The organism is Pseudomonas chlororaphis subsp. aurantiaca (assembly GCF_013466605.1).
Lineage (GTDB): Bacteria > Pseudomonadota > Gammaproteobacteria > Pseudomonadales > Pseudomonadaceae > Aquipseudomonas > Aquipseudomonas chlororaphis_I.
In genome coordinates this window covers 3,684,714-3,701,367 of record NZ_CP059162.1, presented here as the reverse complement: position 1 = coordinate 3,701,367, position 16,654 = coordinate 3,684,714, and the positions used below count along the sequence as shown (strand labels likewise).

Genomic DNA, 16,654 nt, shown 5'->3' with positions numbered 1-16,654 from the left:
GGCCTCATACACCGAACGGAAAGGTTTCGTCTTCCGGTTCCAGTTCCTGGCTTTTCGGCAGTGGCAGCGCCGTTACCGGTTTCGTTTGCTCGATCCAGATCATGGCGTCGAACTGTTCGGCCAGCACCGCTTCGAAGTAGTGACTGCTACGCTCGCTCTCGGGGCGATAGATCACGCCGATGGCTCGCTCCAGCAAGGGTTTGGAAAGGGCTCGACGCAGTTCTTTTCGTTGCGGATCACGCCAGTCGGTCAAGGACGCCGCGACGCCGACCTTAAGGAACTGATACTCCCAGCTGTCTGGGCGTGACGGCCGGATATCCTTGATCAGCAGGTCGCCATCCCAGTCATCGGCCGCAGCGACCTGGCCACGGTCGGTGCCCATGCCGATCAGAACGACATCTCGCCCGAAGGCACTGCGGCACAGTTGACCGATATTGAACTGACCCTTCCAGCCCATTTCCGTGGCCGCCGCATTGCCGATATGGGAATTGTGTGCCCAGACCACGGCTTTGGCTTGCGGGCCTCGGTGTTCAAGCAGCGCGCGCAAGGTGTCGAACATATGTCGGTCGCGCAGGTTCCAGGAGGCTGTCGAGCCTCGATAAATCGCGCGGTAGTATTGTTCCGCCGCCAGCACTACCCGGGCGTTTTGCGCCGCATCGAAGAACGCCTCGTCGTCCTTGATGAGCCCGGCCAGTTGCTCGGTCAGCATGGTATTGAGCTGTTCGACCACTGGCTGCTCACACGGCATCAGGCCGCCGCGCTCGACGAAGTGACCGTACAGCGCCGGATCATCCTGCCAGGGCGTCAAACAGCCATAGCGCCGGCGAGCCTCATGGGCCAACTGCGGGTCGACCCGGTCCAGATAGCTCAGGACTTCATGAATGGAGTTGCGCAAACTGTAAACGTCCAGGCCGCGGAACTCGACGCGGCGCTGCGGGGCGTGCTGGTGGTTGAACTGGTGCAGCCAATGGGCGAACTCCTTCACTTCGATGTTGCGCCACATCCAGGTCGGGAATCGGCTGAAGATATGGCGCTTCCAGGCCGAGTGTGCCAATCCGCGCACGTAACGGTCGACATGGCCCGCGTCTGGCCAGTCGGCTTCAACGGCAACGATGTTGAACCCGTGCTGCTCGATCAGCCTCCGGGTGATTGCTGCCCGGGCTTGATAGAAGTCGCTGGTGCCATGACTGGCCTCACCGATCATCACCACGCGCGCATCCGCGTAGCGGTCGAACATTTCACCGAAAGCAGACGAATTCAGCTCCGGCAGGGGCTCGGCGTATTGGCGCAAGAGAGGGGTAATGGCTGCCTGGTCGATGTGCGCAGGCAAGCCGTACAGACTATCGAGCATGTCTTGGGAAGAGGTGTTCATGACGGTCATTCCCATCAAGGATGGATTACCCGACGTGCAGCATCACGTCGACTGTCAGAAGCGCAGACGGAGGCGTTTGATTCAACGTCTCAGGAACGTCTCAGGCCTGCGCCGCCTCATTTATCATTTTTACGCCTGCCTGCCGTCGCCCGCTTGAGTTTTATCAATAATCGGAACCAGGCGGTGCCGATGAAGAAGCCCTGCCTGACTTTTATCAATACCCGGGAAGCAAGGGCGGCAAAACTGCTTGCATGACCGTCGTCGAATCGGGATTGCGCCATGAAGCTCCCTGCCGTGCCTCCTCAAACGCCATTGCCAGCGTTGCCACGTTCCTCGGCCCAGGGCAGCCAGATTATCGATAATGATTACATCGCCGCGGTTTTTGACGATATTGCCGACTTGCTGGAAATCGAGGACGCCAATATCTTCCGGATCCGTGCCTACCGTAATGCTGCGCGGACTCTAAGGGCCCTGACCTTCGACCTGGCGAAGAGCATTGCGCGTGGCGAGTCGCAGCCAAAGCTTTCCGGTATCGGGGTCGACCTGGCTGGCAAGATCAACGAAATCGTCGGCACCGGCGATTGTTCTCTACACCAGCGGTTGCGATCGACATTGCCGCCGGGGCTGGTTGACCTGTTGTCCATTGCCGGATTGGGCCCCAAGCGGGTCAAACACCTTTATCACGATCTGGGTGTCGAAAACGTGGCGCAATTGTGCGAGGCCGCCAGGCAGGGGAGGATTCGCCATGTACCCGGCTTCGGCGAGAAAATGGAGGCCCGGTTGTTGCTGGCCGCCCAGAAGGGGATCGGCAAGGACCGTCGTTCGCCGATAGCCTTTGTCGCCCCTGTGGCGCAGCGATTGACCGAGTACCTGCAACAGATTCCGGGCGTCGAGAAAGCAACGGTTGCCGGAAGCTTGCGCCGCATGCGCGATACCGTAGGCGATATCGATATCCTCGTCGCCGCGCAGCCTTCGGTGGAGGTCGTTGCAGGGTTCATCAGCCATCCCGAGATTTCCACCGTGCTGGTGCAAGGCCACGCGCGCGCCAGCGTGACTCTGGGTTCAGGCACGCAGGTGGATCTGCGTGTGGTCGAGCCTGCGGTGTATGGTGCCGCATTGGTGTATTTCACCGGCAGCAAGGCACACAACATCGCGCTTCGCCAGAAGGCCCGGCGGCAAGGGTTCAAGCTCAGCGAATATGGCGTATTCAAGGCCAGGAAATGTGTGGCCAGCGCCACTGAAGCTGCGGTTTATCACGCACTGGGCCTGCCGTGGATCACCCCGGAGTTGCGTGAGGATCGGGGCGAGATTGCAGCGGCACAAGCGAATCGATTACCCAGGTTGATCGAACCGGGCGACCTGAAAGGGGACTTGCATGCCCATACTCTCGCTTCGGATGGCGGCAACAGTCTGGAGCAGATGGCGCTTGCGGCACGGGCAGCGGGGCTGGAGTATCTGGCGATCACCGAACATTCACGCTCCCTCAGAGTTGCCCATGGCCTGGATGCAGACCGGTTGTTGAAGCAGATCGAGCAGATCGACGCACTCAACGCCAACCTGCAAGGCATAACCTTGCTCAAAGGGATCGAGGTGGACATTCTTGAAGAGGGAAGCCTGGATCTGCCGGATGATATTCTGGGACGCCTGGACCTGGTGGTGGGGGCCGTCCACAGTCATTTCGGCCTGACTCGGCGTCAACAAACCCAACGCCTTCTAAGGGCCATGGATCATCGCTACTTCACGATTCTGGCGCATCCGCTGTGTCGACTGATCAATGAGCGCGCCCCTCTGGATGTGGATCTGCCGGCAATCATCAAGGCAGCCTCTCAGCGCGGTTGTTGTCTGGAGCTCAATGCACAGCCGCAACGCATGGACCTGTTCGATCTGCAGTGCCAATACGCCAAGGAGGAGGGGGTGCTCATCAGCATCAACTCGGATGCCCATCGCACCGCCGACTTTACCCACTTGCGTTATGGGGTCGCTCAGGCTCGCCGCGCCTGGCTGAAAAAAAACGACGTGCTCAATACCCGTTCGCTGATCGAACTCAAACGGATTCTGCAGCTTATTCCAGCCACAGCTGACTGACGGTCGGGGCGAGCTCACCGTATCCGACTAGCTTTCTCATCCATGGCGTTGACAACAAAAAAGCCCCATGCCGGTTTCCCGACAAGGGGCAGGCTGGCCCGGATTCAATCGGCTTTGATCGGCACGACTTTCTCGGCCTTCATGGCTTCGGGCTTTTTCGGCAGCGAGATGCTCAGCACGCCTTTGCTGAAACTGGCTTCGATCTTATCGGCGTCGACACCTTTGGGCAGGTTGAACACCCGCTCGAAGGAGCCATAGTGACGCTCGCTGAGGTGATAGCCTTTTCTTTTCTCTTCCTTGTCCTCTTTCTTTTCTCCCTTGATGATCAGGCAGCCGTTGGACAGCTTGAGCTCGATGTTCTTCTGATCCATGCCCGGCAGTTCGGCGGAGATCTCGAAGCTCTTGTCTTTCTCGGTAATGTCCACGGCGGGCAGGCCATGGCCGATCAGTTCGCGCCGCCAGAGCGGCTCGACATCGAACAATCCGCGGCTGAAGGGCGACAGACCGGAGCCGCGATTGAAATCTTCGAACAGGTGATCGACCTGTTGCCGCAGTTTTTCCAGGGGCCGCCAGAGGTCTGTCGTCAGCGATGGCTGACGGGCTTTGTCTTCAGTCGTTACTGGCACTTTCTTCATGGAATTGCTCATTTTTCACTACTCCTCTTGGATAAAAGGGCAGGCTGCGGACGTCCTGGACACCAGTCCACCCTGAACAGAACAGCGCGTGGGCCATGGCTTTACAAAGCCAGGGTCCCGGTCCACAACATCCGGCCGGCGAAGGCTGCCGCCGTCCAGATGATGATCAACAATGCGGTTTCGGGGCCATTGAGCGCTTGCCCCTGGCGAGACTTCATGCTCGCCAGGTAAATCAATGATCCTGGGGCGTAGAGCAACGCGCTGAGCAACATGTATTTAGGGCCGGCGGCATACAACAGCCACAGGCAATACAGCGTGGCGACCGAAGCGATGGCCATGTCGCGCAGCTGGAGCGCCCTGTGCCCGGCGTAGGTCTGGCCCTGCCAGGTCAGCTTCAGCGCATACAAGCCACTGAACAGATACGGCAGCAGAATCATCGAAGTGGCCAGGGAGATCAGGGCAAGGTAACTGGCGCTCGAATACAGCGTCAGCAGCAAAAACAGCTGAATGCAGCCATTGGTGGTCCACAGTGCATTGACCGGGGCGCCTTGGGGATTCTCCGCGGCGAGCATCCCGGGCATGACCCTTTCCTTGGCCGGGGTGAATACCGACTCAGCAGCCAGCAGCGTCCAGGCGAGAAGGGCGCCTCCGACCGAAATGATCAAGCCGATACTGATCAGGATCGCTCCCCATGGCCCGGCTGCCGCCTCGAGCACGCCCGCCATCGAGGGGTTTTTCAGAGCTGCCAGTTCGGGCTGCTTGAGGATGCCCAGCGACAGCAGGGACACCGCAATAAGCAACAGCAGGGTGATGACAAAACCGATGACGGTGGCGCGGCCGACATTGGCCCGTTCCGCGGCACGGGCGGAGAATACATTGGCGCCTTCGATCCCGATAAAGACCCAGACGGTCACCAGCATGGTGCTTTTGACCTGCTCCAGGGTACTACCCAGCGCGGGAGTCCCCCAGAAGTCCGTCCTGAAGGTTTCACTCCGGAAAGCTGCAATCACCAGTCCGATAAACAACAGCAAAGGCACGATCTTGGCCAATGTCGTGAATGCGTTGGCCCGTGCCGCGGTGCGCATTCCCCTGAGGATCATCCAGTGCAACACCCAAAGCACCACCGATGCACCGGCAATCGCCGCTTTGTTGTTGCCTTCGCCGAACAGCGGAAAGAAGTAACTCAACGCAGCGAAAAGAATCACCAGGTAGCTGACGTTGCCGATCCAGGCGCTGATCCAATAGCCCCAGGCCGAGTTGAAACCGAGGAACTCACCCCCTAAGGCGTGGGCATAGGCGAACACACCGTTATCCAGTGTCGGTTGGCGGTTGGACAAGGTCTGATAGACCAAGGCCAACGACAGCATGCCGACGCCCGTAATCGACCAGCCAATCAGGATCGCCCCGGCCCCCGCATTGGCCGCCATGTTCTGTGGCAGGCTGAAAATGCCGCTGCCAATCATCGAGCCGACCACCAGGGCAATCAGCAGGCTCAGGGAAAAACGCTTGGGCTCCACTTTCCGCACACTGCCAGCAAGCGGGTGAGGGCCAATAGGTTGCGTGCCGTGCAGGTGCGTAGCCATGAGAAGCCTCCACGAGAAAAGAGGTTCTACGCTCATCGCGAATGCGATGGCGCGAACACTGGATGTCAATTTCTGCGTGAATGACCGGTTCGTGTTTGATTTAGGTCAGAAGCCGGAAAGCATTTCGTCGCCCCGGCCGTCCTGCCGGATCGTTTCGCCACCTTCAGATTCCGTTAAGAAACGCCCCCGATACTCCTCCCGAACTTACCCAGGGAGGCATCCATCCATGCCTGATCATGACTGGCACATCCCTCTGCCTTTGCACTTCGGCCAAGCCGAAGCGCCGCCGATGTGCCTTGCCAGGGCCTTGCCGGACGAGCCTCAGCGTCCGCTCTTCGAAGCCTTTATCCAGCGCCGTTTCCGCAAGGCCCACGGTGCCGACATCCGTCATTTCATGCCGCAGCTGTTTGGCATGCGCAACATTGCATCGGGTGAACTCTGTGCGGTGGCCGGCGTGCGCCTGGCAAGCCACGAGCAACTGTTCCTGGAGCGCTATCTGGACGATCCGATCGAGCCGCTGATCAGCGCAGCAGCCGATCGCGCCGTGGACCGGGCGGGCATCGTCGAGGTCGGCAACCTGGCCGCCAGCGATACGGGCAGTGCACGGCTGAGCATCATCGCCATGACCTACCTGCTGGCCATGGGGGACCTGGAATGGGTGGCGTTCACCGGCAACATCGGGCTGGTGAACAGCTTTCATCGCCTGGGCCTGAAACCCGTGACCCTCTGTGCCGCCGACCCACAGCGGCTGGGCGATGAGCGACACAGCTGGGGCAGCTATTACGAGAGCAAGCCTTGGGTGCACGTTGGCAACATTCGCGCCGGTTTCATTCATCTACGCAACATCGGGATGTTCGATCGCCTCGGGTTGCCGTCGTCTTTTGCAGAGGCCAGCCATGTCGCCTGAAAGGGAGCGCTTCAAGCAGGTTCTAGGTGACCATGCCGAGCACAGGCCCAATGCCATTGCCTTGTGGGGCGATCACCTGAAGCTGGACTACGCCACGCTGTACGCGCAAGTGATGCAGCGCCAACAGCGTTTGCGCGACGAAGGCGCCAAGGTGGTTGCCCTCGCCCTGGACAATGGCGTCGAAGCCATGCTCTGGGACCTGGCCGTGCTGTTCGAAGGCTTGACGTGCGTGCTATTGCCGCCGTTCTTCAGCCCGGCCCAGCGCGCCCATTGCCTGGAACAGAGCCAGGCAGGCTGGGTGATTGCCGAGCCGGAGCTGGACGCCGAGCTGAAAGCGGCCGGATACACGCAAACCGCAACCTTCTGGCGGCGCGCCTTCAGTGGCCCGGGCCGGATGCTGCAAGGCACCGCCAAACTGACCTTCACCTCGGGCACCACTGGCACTCCCAAAGGCGTGTGCCTGAGCGCCGAGAGCCTTCTGCGGGTCGCTCGCGAACTGGACCGGGCCAGCAAACCGGCGGATCCGCAGCACCACCTTGCGCTTCTGCCGCTGGCGATCCTGTTGGAAAACCTTGGCTGCTATGCCGCCTTGTATGCCGGCGTGACCCTGAGCCTGCCCAGCCAGAAAACCCTGGGCATCCAGGGTGCCAGTGGCGTTGATGTACCGCGCCTGCTCGGTTGCCTGGCCAGCCGTGCGCCCCAGAGCCTGATCCTGGTGCCGCAGCTGTTGCAGGTGCTGGTCAGCGCCGCCGAACACAAAGCCTTCAACCCCGGCACGCTGCGTTTTGCCGCGGTGGGCGGGGCACGGGTTTCTGCGGCGCTGCTGCAGCGTGCGCAGCGCGTCGGCCTGCCGGTGTATGAAGGTTACGGCCTGTCCGAATGCGCATCGGTGGTCTGCCTCAACCGACCGGAGGCGAACCATCCCGGCAGTGTCGGCCAGCCGCTGCCCCATGTGCAGGTCCGCCTGGCCGAAGACGGCGAAGTGCTGATCAAGGGTTCGACCTTGCTCGGCTACCTGGGCGAACCGCCGCACACCGATCAATGGTGGCCCAGCGGCGATCTCGGCGAGTTCGACCCCGATGGCTTTCTTTACCTCAAGGGGCGCAAGAAGCATCAGTTCGTCACCAGTTTCGGCCGCAACGTGAACCCGGAATGGGTCGAGGCCGAATTGACCCAGCGCCGCCATATCGCCCAGGCCTTCGTCTACGGCGAAGCCATGCCGCGCAACCGCGCGCTGCTCTGGCCCCATCGCCCGGACTGCACCGACGATGAACTGGCCGCCGCCGTGACCGAGGCCAACGAGGCCTTGCCCGATTACGCCCAGGTCCACCACTGGGCCCGCCTGGATCAGCCCTTCACCTTTGCCAATGGCCTGCTGACCGCCAATGGCCGGCCGCGTCGCGACGCCATCGTCGAGCGTTACCGGGCGCAACTGACCGAATCCCTACCTTGCGAGGAATCCGCATCATGAGTTTTTTTGACCGCCTGCAAGAAGCTACCCACCAGGAACGTAACGAGCTGTTCAACCTGCCGATCATTCTCGACGCCCTGCAGGGCCAGGTCAGCCTGGAAAGCTACCGGGCCTTCCTGGCGCAGGCCTATTACCACGTGCGTCACACCGTGCCCTTGATGATGGCCTGCGGTGCACGCCTGCCGCTGCGCCTGGAGTGGCTGCGCAAAGCAGTGTGCGAGTACATCGAGGATGAATACGGCCATGAACAATGGGTGCTCGATGACATCGAGGCCTGCGGCGGCGACAGGGACGAGGTGCGCAACGGTCGTCCCTCCTTGCCAATCGAGTTGATGGTCAGCTTTCTCTACGACCTGATCGCCCGGGACAATCCGGTGGGGCTGTTCGGCATGGTCAATGTGCTCGAGGGCACCAGCATTGCCCTGGCCACCCATGCCGCTGGCAGCATTCGCCAGCGCCTGGGCTTGCCGGAAACAGCCTTCAGCTACCTCAGCTCCCATGGCTCGCTGGATGTCGAGCACATGCAGACCTACCGCCGGCTGATGGACACCCTCGACGATCCGGCCGACCAGGCTGCGGTCATTCATGCGTCCAAGGTGGTCTACAGGCTTTACACTGACATGTTCCGCGGCTTGCCCCGCGGCGGGGAGGCGCTGCATGCGCCTGTCTGACGCTCGCGTAGTGCTGACCGGGGCCAGCGGCGGCATTGGTCTGGCGATCGCCGGCGCCCTGTGCGCCAGTGGCGCCAAGGTCCTGGCGGTGGCGCGCCGGCGCGACCCCCTGGAGCCTTTGCTCGCCCGTTATCCCAGCCAGTTGTGCTGGGTGGCGGCGGACCTGACCTTTCTCGCCGACCGGCGCAAAGTGCTGACCGCCGCGCAGGCCATGGGCGACATCAACCTGCTGATCAATGCCGCCGGGGTCAATCACTTCGCCATGCTTGAACAGCTCGATGACAGCGACATCAATGCGATGCTGGCGGTGAACATCGGCGCGCCGGTCTGCCTGACCAAGACCTTGCTGCCACTGCTCAAGCAAGCCGAGAGCGCGATGGTGGTGAACGTCGGCTCGACCTACGGCTCCATCGGCTACCCCGGTTACGCCGTCTATTGCGCCACCAAGTTTGCCTTGCGCGGGTTTTCCGAAGCCCTGCGCCGGGAACTGGCAGACACCCGGGTCGGCGTCCTGTATGTCGCGCCACGGGCCACCCATACCAGCATGAACAGTCCGGCGGCCCAGGCCTTGAATGACGCCCTCAAGTCCAATGTCGACGATCCGCAGACCGTCGCCTCGGCGGTGATCCACGCCATCGCCGGTGACCGCCGTGACCTTTACCTGGGCTGGCCGGAGCGCTTTTTCATGCGCCTCAACAGCCTGCTGCCCAATCTGGTGGACCGCGGCCTGCGCAAGCAGTTGCCGTTGATCCGTCGCCTGAGCCAGAAACCTGATAACGAGCATCTCAAACCATGAAAAAACTCATCATTGGTCTGCTGCTGGGGGCCTTGGGCCAGAGCGTCTGGGCGCTGGAGCCCGCCGACCAGCAACACCTGAACGGTATCCAGCAACGCTGGGCACACATCCAATACGAACTCCCGGAAGAGCAGCGCAGCGCCGCGTTCGAACAACTGGCCAGCCAGGCCTCCGCGTTCACCCAGGAGCGTCAATCGCTGGCCGAAGCCTGGATCTGGTCCGGCATCGTCACCAGCAGCTGGGCCGGCGCCCAGGGTGGTCTCGGCGCGCTGAGCAAGGCCAAGGCGGCGAAGGGCTACCTGGAAAAAGCCATGGCCCTGGACCCCCAGGCCCTGCAAGGCTCGGCCTACACGAGCCTGGCAGCACTGTACGACCGGGTGCCGGGCTGGCCCATCGGCTTCGGCGACGCGGAAAAAGCCGAACAGTTACTCAAGCAGGCCTTGCAGGTGAACCCGAATGGCATCGACAGTCTGTATTTCTGGGGCGATCATCTCTACCGTCAAAAACGCTACGGCGAAGCCCGGGACGCGCTGCAAAAGGCCCTGCGGGCAGCCCCGAGGCCCGGCCGGGAAACCGCCGACGCCGGGCGCCGCAAGGAAATCGAGGCACTGCTGGTGGACGTGAACAAGAAACTCAACTGACAGGAGTCCGTGTGCGCTTACTACTGATTGAGGATGACGTGGCCCTCGGCGAGGGGATCCAGCATGCCCTGGAGCGCGAGGGCTACACCGTCGACTGGCTGCAGGATGGGAGCAGCGCCTTGCATTCGCTGCTCAGCGAAACCTTTGACCTGGCCGTGCTCGACCTCGGCCTGCCGCGCATGGACGGCCTGGATGTGCTGCGGCGCCTGCGTGACAGTGGCTGCAACCTCCCGGTGCTGATCCTCACCGCCCGGGATGCCACGGAAGACCGCATCGCCGGGCTCGACGCCGGGGCCGACGACTACCTGATCAAGCCCTTCGACCTGGCCGAGCTCAAGGCACGCCTGCGCGCCTTGCTGCGGCGCAGCGCCGGCCGTGCCCAGATGCTGATCGAGCATGCAGGCATCAGCCTGAACCCCGGCACCCAGCAAGTCAGCTATCTGGGCGAGCCGGTGGCCCTGACCCCCAAGGAATACCAACTGCTCCACGAATTGTTGTCGCCGCCTGGCCGCGTGATCACCCGCGACCACCTGATGCAGTTGCTCTACGGCTGGAGCGAGGAGGCGGAAAGCAACACCCTGGAAGTGCATATCCACCACCTGCGCAAGAAGTTTTCCAGCCATCTGATCCGGACCGTCCGGGGCGTCGGTTACCTGGTGGAAGGGCGCCCATGACCTCCATCAGGCGTCGTACCCTGAGGTTGATCCTCGGGCTGTTGTTCCTTGGCCTGCTGATCATGACCGTGCTCAATCTGCACGACAGCAATCATGAAATAGACGAGGTCTACGACGCCCAGCTGGCTCAGAACGCTCGCCTGCTACAAGGGATCATGCGCATGCCGATGGCCAGCAAGGAGCACGCCGAGCTGTATCAGGCGTTCAACCAGGCGCTGGGCCAGGCAGCCCCCAAAGTCGATGGCCACCCCTATGAAAGCAAGATCGCGTTCCAGGTCTGGAACGCCCAGGGCGAGCTGTTGGTCCACACCTTGAGCGCGCCGGCCTTTGCCGCGGCGTCGGCCGCGCCCGGCTTCAGTGACGTGACCGATCCAAGTAGCCGTAAATGGCGGGCATTCACCCTGGATGACACGCAATACGGCCTGAAGATATGGGTCGGTGAGCGGGACGATGTGCGTGCCGACCTGGTGGATCGGATTGTTCGTCACACCGTTGTCCCTAATCTGCTTGGCGCCCTGATGCTCGCCGCGGTGATCTGGCTGGCAATCGGCTGGGGCTTGAAACCGCTGGAGGATATGGCGGCGACGCTGCGCGCGAGGCATCCCGGCTCTCTCGAACCGTTGCAGTTGATGCCACTGCCCACCGAGCTTGAGCCCATGCAGGCGGCCCTCAACCGGGTGCTGGCACAGATCCAGGAAGTCATGGGCCGTGAACGGCGCTTTATCGCTGACGCCGCCCATGAAATGCGCACTCCTTTGGCGGTGCTCAGGGTGCATGCGCAGAACCTGATGGAGGAGGGGAGCGAGGAGGATCGCCGTGAATCGCTCGAGCATTTGATTGCCGGCGTGGACCGCACCACTCGGCTGGTCAATCAGTTGCTGACGATGGCTCGTATCGAGCCGCAAACGGACACTCAGGCGGCACCCAGCATCGATCTGGCGGCGACGGTTCGCGACAGCCTGGCCCAGCTGACGCCCTGGTTGTTGAACCAGGGGCTCGAGCTGGCATTCGATGTCGCCGAAGACATCGGCCGGGTCAGGGGTAACGCGGCCGCCATCGATATCGCCTTGAACAACCTGGTGACCAATGCGGCAAACTTTTCGCCACCCCACGGACTGATCAGGGTGCGACTGGCCAAGCAACAGGATCACTACGAACTGTCCGTCGAAGACCAGGGGCCGGGAATCGATGAGGCTGAACGCGAGCGGCTCTTCGAACGTTTCTATAGCCGCGGAAACGCTCAGGGAGCAGGGTTGGGGCTGACTATCGTGCAGGCCATCGCAGCGCGCCTTGGCGGGCGGGTCAGACTGGAGAATCGCCACGCTGGCGGGCTGCGGGCGACGTTGGAGATTCGTCGCTTTTAATGCAGCCAGGCCGCACAACGCCAACTGAAGCTCGATGAGCTTCGTTGCATTGCGCAGGTACGACGAATCCGTCATGCAGGGCGGTCGGGGTACTTCCTGTTGCCGTCGGGTAGGCCCGTATGTTCCTGGTCATTGCCAGTGCCGCTGGGGTGATGGCCACAGCCACTGTCATGTTCAGCCCTTTCAGCGTGTCCATGTCTGCCATGCCCATGCCCACGATGCATGAAGACATGCATCAGGGGGCAGGCCAGGAGCAGCAGGAATGGCAGATACGGAACGACATGGGCCTTGTGCTCGGTGAACAGGAAATAACCGATGATGACAAGGAAGCCTAAAAAGTACCCGTTGGTACCTCTTGCGCGATGCTGGGGCACGTTATGTTGATTCATGACAGCACTCCTGAGGGAGCTGGAGGGACGGTTATGACGCAAGACCTCTGGTTTTGCTGTGCTTCGTCGGCCATTTGGAGTGTTGAGCCGGATCGGATGTCAAGGCAGCTTCTTCCTTTTCAGTTGCCGATGAGCCTCGGCCATATCCTTGTCAAACTGGCGGACGCCGCGAAAAAGTTGCACCCCGACCAAGACCGGGCACAGCAGGAATAACCCGGCCAGGACAAACGATTTGCCCGTCAGCCCCAACAGGTAAACCACTGTTGCAATACCCACAACACTCACCAGCAGGCAGATTGCAAGAACTTCGCGCTTCATGATCCGGGCTCCTGGCTCAAGCCAATACGGGCACGCCTGAGCAGCGCGGAGTTGGCAATCACCGACAACGAGCTGAGTGCCATGGCGGCGGCAGCGATGATGGGATTGAGCAGGCCAAAGGCTGCGATTGGAATGCCGACGCTGTTGTAGATGAACGCCCAGAACAGGTTCTGTTTAATCTTGACCATGGTCGCGCGGGATAGCTTGATCGCCGTGACCACGTCACGTACATCGTTCTTGAGCAAGATGATGCCGCCGGTTTCCTTGGCGACATCCGAACCCGAGCCGATGGCAATGCCGATGTCGGCGGTGGCCAGGGCCGGCGCATCGTTGACACCATCGCCAACCATGGCCACGACCTGCCCATCGCTTTGCAATTGGCGGATCACGGCGGCCTTGTCATCCGGCAAGACCTCGGCGATCACCCGCTCGATGCCGACCTGGCGCGCGACCGCTTCGGCGGTGCGGTGGTTATCGCCACTCAGTAGCACGACCTTGATGCCGCTTGCCTGCAATGCCGCAACGGCTTCAGCCGCTTCGGGCTTAATGGTATCGGCCACGGCAATCACCCCGAGCAGGCGTTCATCGGCACCGACCAGCATGGAGGTCTTGCCATCGGCTTCCAGGCGGATGAGATGCTCCTCGGCCGCTTCGGTCGAAATGCCTTGGCGGGCGCACAATCGCCGGTTGCCCAGCCAGATGTGTTGACTGTCGACAAGGCCTTCGATGCCGTGACCGGCGATCCCATGGATGCCAGTGGCTTGCGGCAAACGGATGCCACGATGCCGGGCGGCGCGCACTATCGCTGCGCCGAGCGGATGTTCCGAACCGGACTCCACGGCGGCGGCGAGCATCAAGACCTCGTTTTCCTGCGCGGTCCCCAGCGTGATGACTTCGGTTACATTCGGTTCGCCTCGGGTAATGGTGCCGGTTTTGTCGAACACCACCGTCCTCAGTTTTTCTGCCCGCTCCAGGACTTCGCCGCCGCGGATAAGGATGCCGTTATCGGCCCCCTTGCCCACACCGACCATTAATGCGGCCGGCGTCGCCACGCCCAGCGCGCAGGGGCAGGAAATGATCAGAACCGCGATAAAGGCCAATAATCCCTGGGCAAAGTTTCCCGCAAGGGACCAGCCGATCAGGGCCAGCAGCGCGACCGCCAGCACTGCCGGCACGAAGTAGCCGGTGACCTGATCGGCCAGCCGCTGGATCTGTGCCGTGCTGGCCTGCGCCTCCTCGACCATCTTGATAATCTGCGCCAGCGCGGTGTCGGCACCGATCCTGCTCGCCTTGAAACGCAATACTCCGCTGCCATTGAGCGTGCCTCCGATCAGCGGACTGCCCGGGTGTTTGTCGACAGGCATCGACTCGCCGGTCAGCATGGACTCATCCACCGTGGACTGGCCTTCACTCACGTCGCCATCGGTGGGGATTTTTTCGCCTGGCTTGACTATCAGCAACTCGCCGGCCATGACGCTCTCGGCAGGCAGGTCGACTTCTTGCCCGTCACGCATCACATGGGCGATCGCCGGTTTGAGATCGAGCAAGCGCCGTACCGCGGCAGAGGATTTCTTCTTGATGATCTCCTCCATGTACCTGCCCAGCAGCACGAAGGCGATGATGACCGCCGACACCTCGAAATAGACGTCGCGCTCGGCCACCTTGACTGGCAGGACGTCCGGGAAGAACAACACCGCGACGCTGTAGAAATAGGCGACTGACGTGCCGAGGGCGATCAGAAAATCCATGTTGATGTTACGGGTGCGAATGGCGTTCCACGCCCCCTTGTAGAAACTCCAGCCACCGATGAACTGCACCGGTGTGACCAGCAGAAATAGCCAGATGCCCCATGTGAACCAGGGGAGCGCCGGGATCGGTGCCCACGTCAGCAGCGTGGCGCCCGCCGCCAGTGCAATGAAGGCGCCTGCACGCAGCAGCGCCAAGGCCAGAACGCCGGTCAGGGCGATAGTGACCCGGGTTTTCATCGCCTTCAGTTCACGTTCTGGCGACTCGAAGGTGCGCAGGCAGGTATCGCTGCAAAAGTAATAGCGGCGCCCGCCACGCTCTCGTGACAAGGCTGTGGTCTTGTCCACCATCATTCCGCAGATCGGATCCTTCGCCATGGTTCCTGATGCAAGCGCTTGCCGATGGTGGCTGTGCTGCATGTGCGACTGGTTCATCGCGGCCTCCTGCTCGAAGCGGTTATCAGGGCCGGCCATGGAGCTTGTTGGACAGCCACGCGAACAAGGTGCCGACGATTGCGCCCCACGCACTCAAGACCAGCAGCGGCCCGACGAACGTCGCCACGCTGTAGTCCTGTGGCGCCTGGAGGCGAGCAAAGTCGAGGCCATGGAACAAGGCACTGAGAAAGGCGACACCCTGCGCCGGCCACAGCGCATAGAGCAGCGCACAAATGGTGTAGGAAATGGCCATGGTCAGGGCCAGAGAAATGCCGGTTTTCCAGGGAGCGTTCATGACTGTCCTCCTGGGCCTGGAGGGGCACCAGTAGGGGGACTGTGAGGGGCTGACCAGGGCAGGAATGCCGGCGTCTGTTGCGAGTAAGTGCGGTAGGTATCGCCGAAATGCGCAAGCATCTCCTGTTCTTCCCGCTTCGCCAGCCTGGCGTAGACCACCAGGAGGATTGGAAACATCACCAGGGTGATCAAGGTAGGCCACTGCAACAGAAAACCGAACATGATCAGCACGAAGCCGACGTACTGCGGGTGACGGATCCGCGCATAGGGCCCGTCGAGCGCCAGTTGCCCGGTACTTTGGGCCTTGTAGAGCACACGCCAGGCGGCCGCCAATAACCAGAAGCCGCCGGCGATCAGCAAGTTGCTGAGAATGTGGAATGGCCCCCAGTGCGGATTGACCTTCCAGCCCATGGCCATTTCGAGCAAATGCCCGGCGTCGTGCGAAAGGAAGTCTATGCCAGGGAAGTTGCGCGTGAGCCAGGGCATCAGCAGGTAGATCGTCAGCGGAAACCCGTACATTTCGCTAAACAGCGCCACCAGGAACGCCGAGAACATGCCAAAGGAGCGCCAATCGCGGTTCGTCCTGGGCCGGGTGAAGCTGAAGGCGAACAAGATAAACACTAATGAATTGATAATGACCAGCGACCAGAGGCCGTAGGCCGGTTCAGCATGATTCATGGTTGGCGCTCCTCACTTGCCGGGTGTGTTTGCCGTTCGTGCCTTTACTGATGATTGCCGTGGCGTGGGGCATGAACAGCTGCACAAGTGGGCAGTCAGCATCGGCTCGGCCAGTGACTTCGCCTCGGCGGATTCTTTGGCGACACACATCAGGTTCATTTCTTCATGGGCATATCCATCATCGATGACTGCTGCTCCATCATCTGCATCATCATGTCCATCATGCCTTTGCCTGCGCCGTCCTTGGCTCCGGACATCCCCATGCACCCCATGGAACTCTGCTCCTTGCTCATCATGGCCATGCCGTTCTTCAGCGCTTTCATGCCTTCCTGCAGGGCGGCCTGGCGCTCGGCGGGCGTTTCAGCCGCCGCGGCCTTGTCATGGGCAGCCTGCATTTTCTCCATCTGCTCGGTCATGGCGTCAGTCATGGCCGTTGGCGCCGGTGCCGTGCTCTGGATTGCTCCGCCTGGAGCATCGGCCGGGTGATGCGCGTCCTCGGCAGAGGCCATGAGTGCTCCGCCAGCCAAGACGGTTGCCAGAACGAATATTGAATGCTTATGCATGATGAACTCCTGAGTTCGTGGGGGAATAAGCAG

The 16,654-nt window shown here is 61.4% G+C and carries 18 protein-coding genes; 8 read left to right on the top strand and 10 right to left on the bottom strand.

Features of this window, described 5'->3' with window-relative positions; all coding sequences use genetic code 11:
* Positions 1 to 4: 4 nt before the first annotated feature.
* Entirely contained in the window at positions 5 to 1,372 is a 1,368-nt protein-coding gene (locus H0I86_RS16830) for an erythromycin esterase family protein (RefSeq protein ID WP_180921345.1), read from the bottom strand.
* Between the two features lie 116 nt (positions 1,373 to 1,488).
* Positions 1,489 to 1,653, bottom strand: coding sequence for a hypothetical protein (locus H0I86_RS16825; protein WP_180921344.1), 165 nt, complete (start codon positions 1,651 to 1,653; stop codon positions 1,489 to 1,491).
* On the opposite strand from H0I86_RS16825, the gene polX reads away from it, so the two are divergent.
* Positions 1,652 to 3,457, top strand: coding sequence for a DNA polymerase/3'-5' exonuclease PolX (gene polX, locus H0I86_RS16820; protein ID WP_180921343.1), 1,806 nt, complete (start codon positions 1,652 to 1,654; stop codon positions 3,455 to 3,457). The genes H0I86_RS16825 and polX overlap by 2 nt on opposite strands.
* Before the next feature lie 104 nt (positions 3,458 to 3,561).
* Here the strand turns inward: polX and H0I86_RS16815 are convergent, their stop codons facing one another.
* Together H0I86_RS16815 and arcD are read right to left on the bottom strand one after the other, a co-directional pair.
* Positions 3,562 to 4,104 carry an Hsp20/alpha crystallin family protein gene (locus tag H0I86_RS16815; RefSeq protein ID WP_180921342.1) on the bottom strand — a complete coding sequence of 181 codons (543 nt, stop codon included), beginning with the start codon at positions 4,102 to 4,104 and terminating at the stop codon, positions 3,562 to 3,564.
* A gap of 89 nt (positions 4,105 to 4,193) precedes the next feature.
* Positions 4,194 to 5,675, bottom strand: a complete 1,482-nt coding sequence (arcD, locus tag H0I86_RS16810) for an arginine-ornithine antiporter (protein ID WP_180925859.1) — start codon at positions 5,673 to 5,675, stop codon at positions 4,194 to 4,196.
* 226 nt (positions 5,676 to 5,901) lie between these two features.
* Between arcD and H0I86_RS16805 the strand changes: the two genes are divergently transcribed.
* The 7 genes from H0I86_RS16805 to H0I86_RS16775 are packed head-to-tail and all read left to right on the top strand — an operon-like array spanning position 5,902 to position 12,199.
* Positions 5,902 to 6,582, top strand: coding sequence for a thermostable hemolysin (locus H0I86_RS16805; protein WP_180921341.1), 681 nt, complete (start codon positions 5,902 to 5,904; stop codon positions 6,580 to 6,582).
* Entirely contained in the window at positions 6,572 to 8,053 is a 1,482-nt protein-coding gene (locus H0I86_RS16800; RefSeq protein WP_180921340.1) for an AMP-binding protein, read from the top strand. The genes H0I86_RS16805 and H0I86_RS16800 overlap by 11 nt, the downstream gene beginning before the upstream one ends.
* Positions 8,050 to 8,724, top strand: coding sequence for an iron-containing redox enzyme family protein (locus H0I86_RS16795; RefSeq protein WP_180921339.1), 675 nt, complete (start codon positions 8,050 to 8,052; stop codon positions 8,722 to 8,724). The genes H0I86_RS16800 and H0I86_RS16795 overlap by 4 nt, the downstream gene beginning before the upstream one ends.
* The gene (locus H0I86_RS16790) at positions 8,711 to 9,520 is read left to right on the top strand and encodes an SDR family oxidoreductase (protein WP_180921338.1); all 810 of its coding nucleotides are present in this window, start codon (positions 8,711 to 8,713) and stop codon (positions 9,518 to 9,520) included. The genes H0I86_RS16795 and H0I86_RS16790 overlap by 14 nt, the downstream gene beginning before the upstream one ends.
* Positions 9,517 to 10,161 (top strand): tetratricopeptide repeat protein, encoded by a 645-nt coding sequence (locus H0I86_RS16785; protein ID WP_180921337.1) that lies wholly within the window; start codon positions 9,517 to 9,519, stop codon positions 10,159 to 10,161. The genes H0I86_RS16790 and H0I86_RS16785 overlap by 4 nt, the downstream gene beginning before the upstream one ends.
* An 11-nt stretch (positions 10,162 to 10,172) precedes the next feature.
* Complete coding sequence (locus H0I86_RS16780) at positions 10,173 to 10,835, top strand: response regulator (RefSeq protein WP_009049018.1); 663 nt, start codon at positions 10,173 to 10,175, stop codon at positions 10,833 to 10,835.
* Entirely contained in the window at positions 10,832 to 12,199 is a 1,368-nt protein-coding gene (locus tag H0I86_RS16775; RefSeq protein WP_180921336.1) for a sensor histidine kinase, read from the top strand. Before H0I86_RS16780 ends, H0I86_RS16775 begins: the two co-directional genes overlap by 4 nt.
* A gap of 71 nt (positions 12,200 to 12,270) precedes the next feature.
* Here the strand turns inward: H0I86_RS16775 and H0I86_RS32365 are convergent, their stop codons facing one another.
* From H0I86_RS32365 to H0I86_RS16745, 6 genes are all read right to left on the bottom strand, one after another.
* Complete coding sequence (locus H0I86_RS32365) at positions 12,271 to 12,588, bottom strand: DUF2933 domain-containing protein (protein ID WP_180921335.1); 318 nt, start codon at positions 12,586 to 12,588, stop codon at positions 12,271 to 12,273.
* Between the two features lie 99 nt (positions 12,589 to 12,687).
* On the bottom strand, positions 12,688 to 12,906 hold the full coding sequence (locus H0I86_RS16765; protein ID WP_180921334.1) for a hypothetical protein: 219 nt from the start codon (positions 12,904 to 12,906) through the stop codon (positions 12,688 to 12,690).
* A complete protein-coding gene (locus H0I86_RS16760) occupies positions 12,903 to 15,086 on the bottom strand; it encodes a heavy metal translocating P-type ATPase (protein WP_180921333.1) in 2,184 nt (727 codons plus the stop codon). Before H0I86_RS16760 ends, H0I86_RS16765 begins: the two co-directional genes overlap by 4 nt.
* A gap of 25 nt (positions 15,087 to 15,111) precedes the next feature.
* Complete coding sequence (locus tag H0I86_RS16755; RefSeq protein ID WP_180921332.1) at positions 15,112 to 15,381, bottom strand: DUF5676 family membrane protein; 270 nt, start codon at positions 15,379 to 15,381, stop codon at positions 15,112 to 15,114.
* Entirely contained in the window at positions 15,378 to 16,058 is a 681-nt protein-coding gene (locus tag H0I86_RS16750; RefSeq protein WP_180921331.1) for a methyltransferase family protein, read from the bottom strand. The genes H0I86_RS16755 and H0I86_RS16750 overlap by 4 nt, the downstream gene beginning before the upstream one ends.
* Positions 16,059 to 16,213: 155 nt before the next feature.
* Positions 16,214 to 16,621, bottom strand: a complete 408-nt coding sequence (locus H0I86_RS16745) for a hypothetical protein (RefSeq protein WP_180921330.1) — start codon at positions 16,619 to 16,621, stop codon at positions 16,214 to 16,216.
* Positions 16,622 to 16,654: the final 33 nt, after the last annotated feature.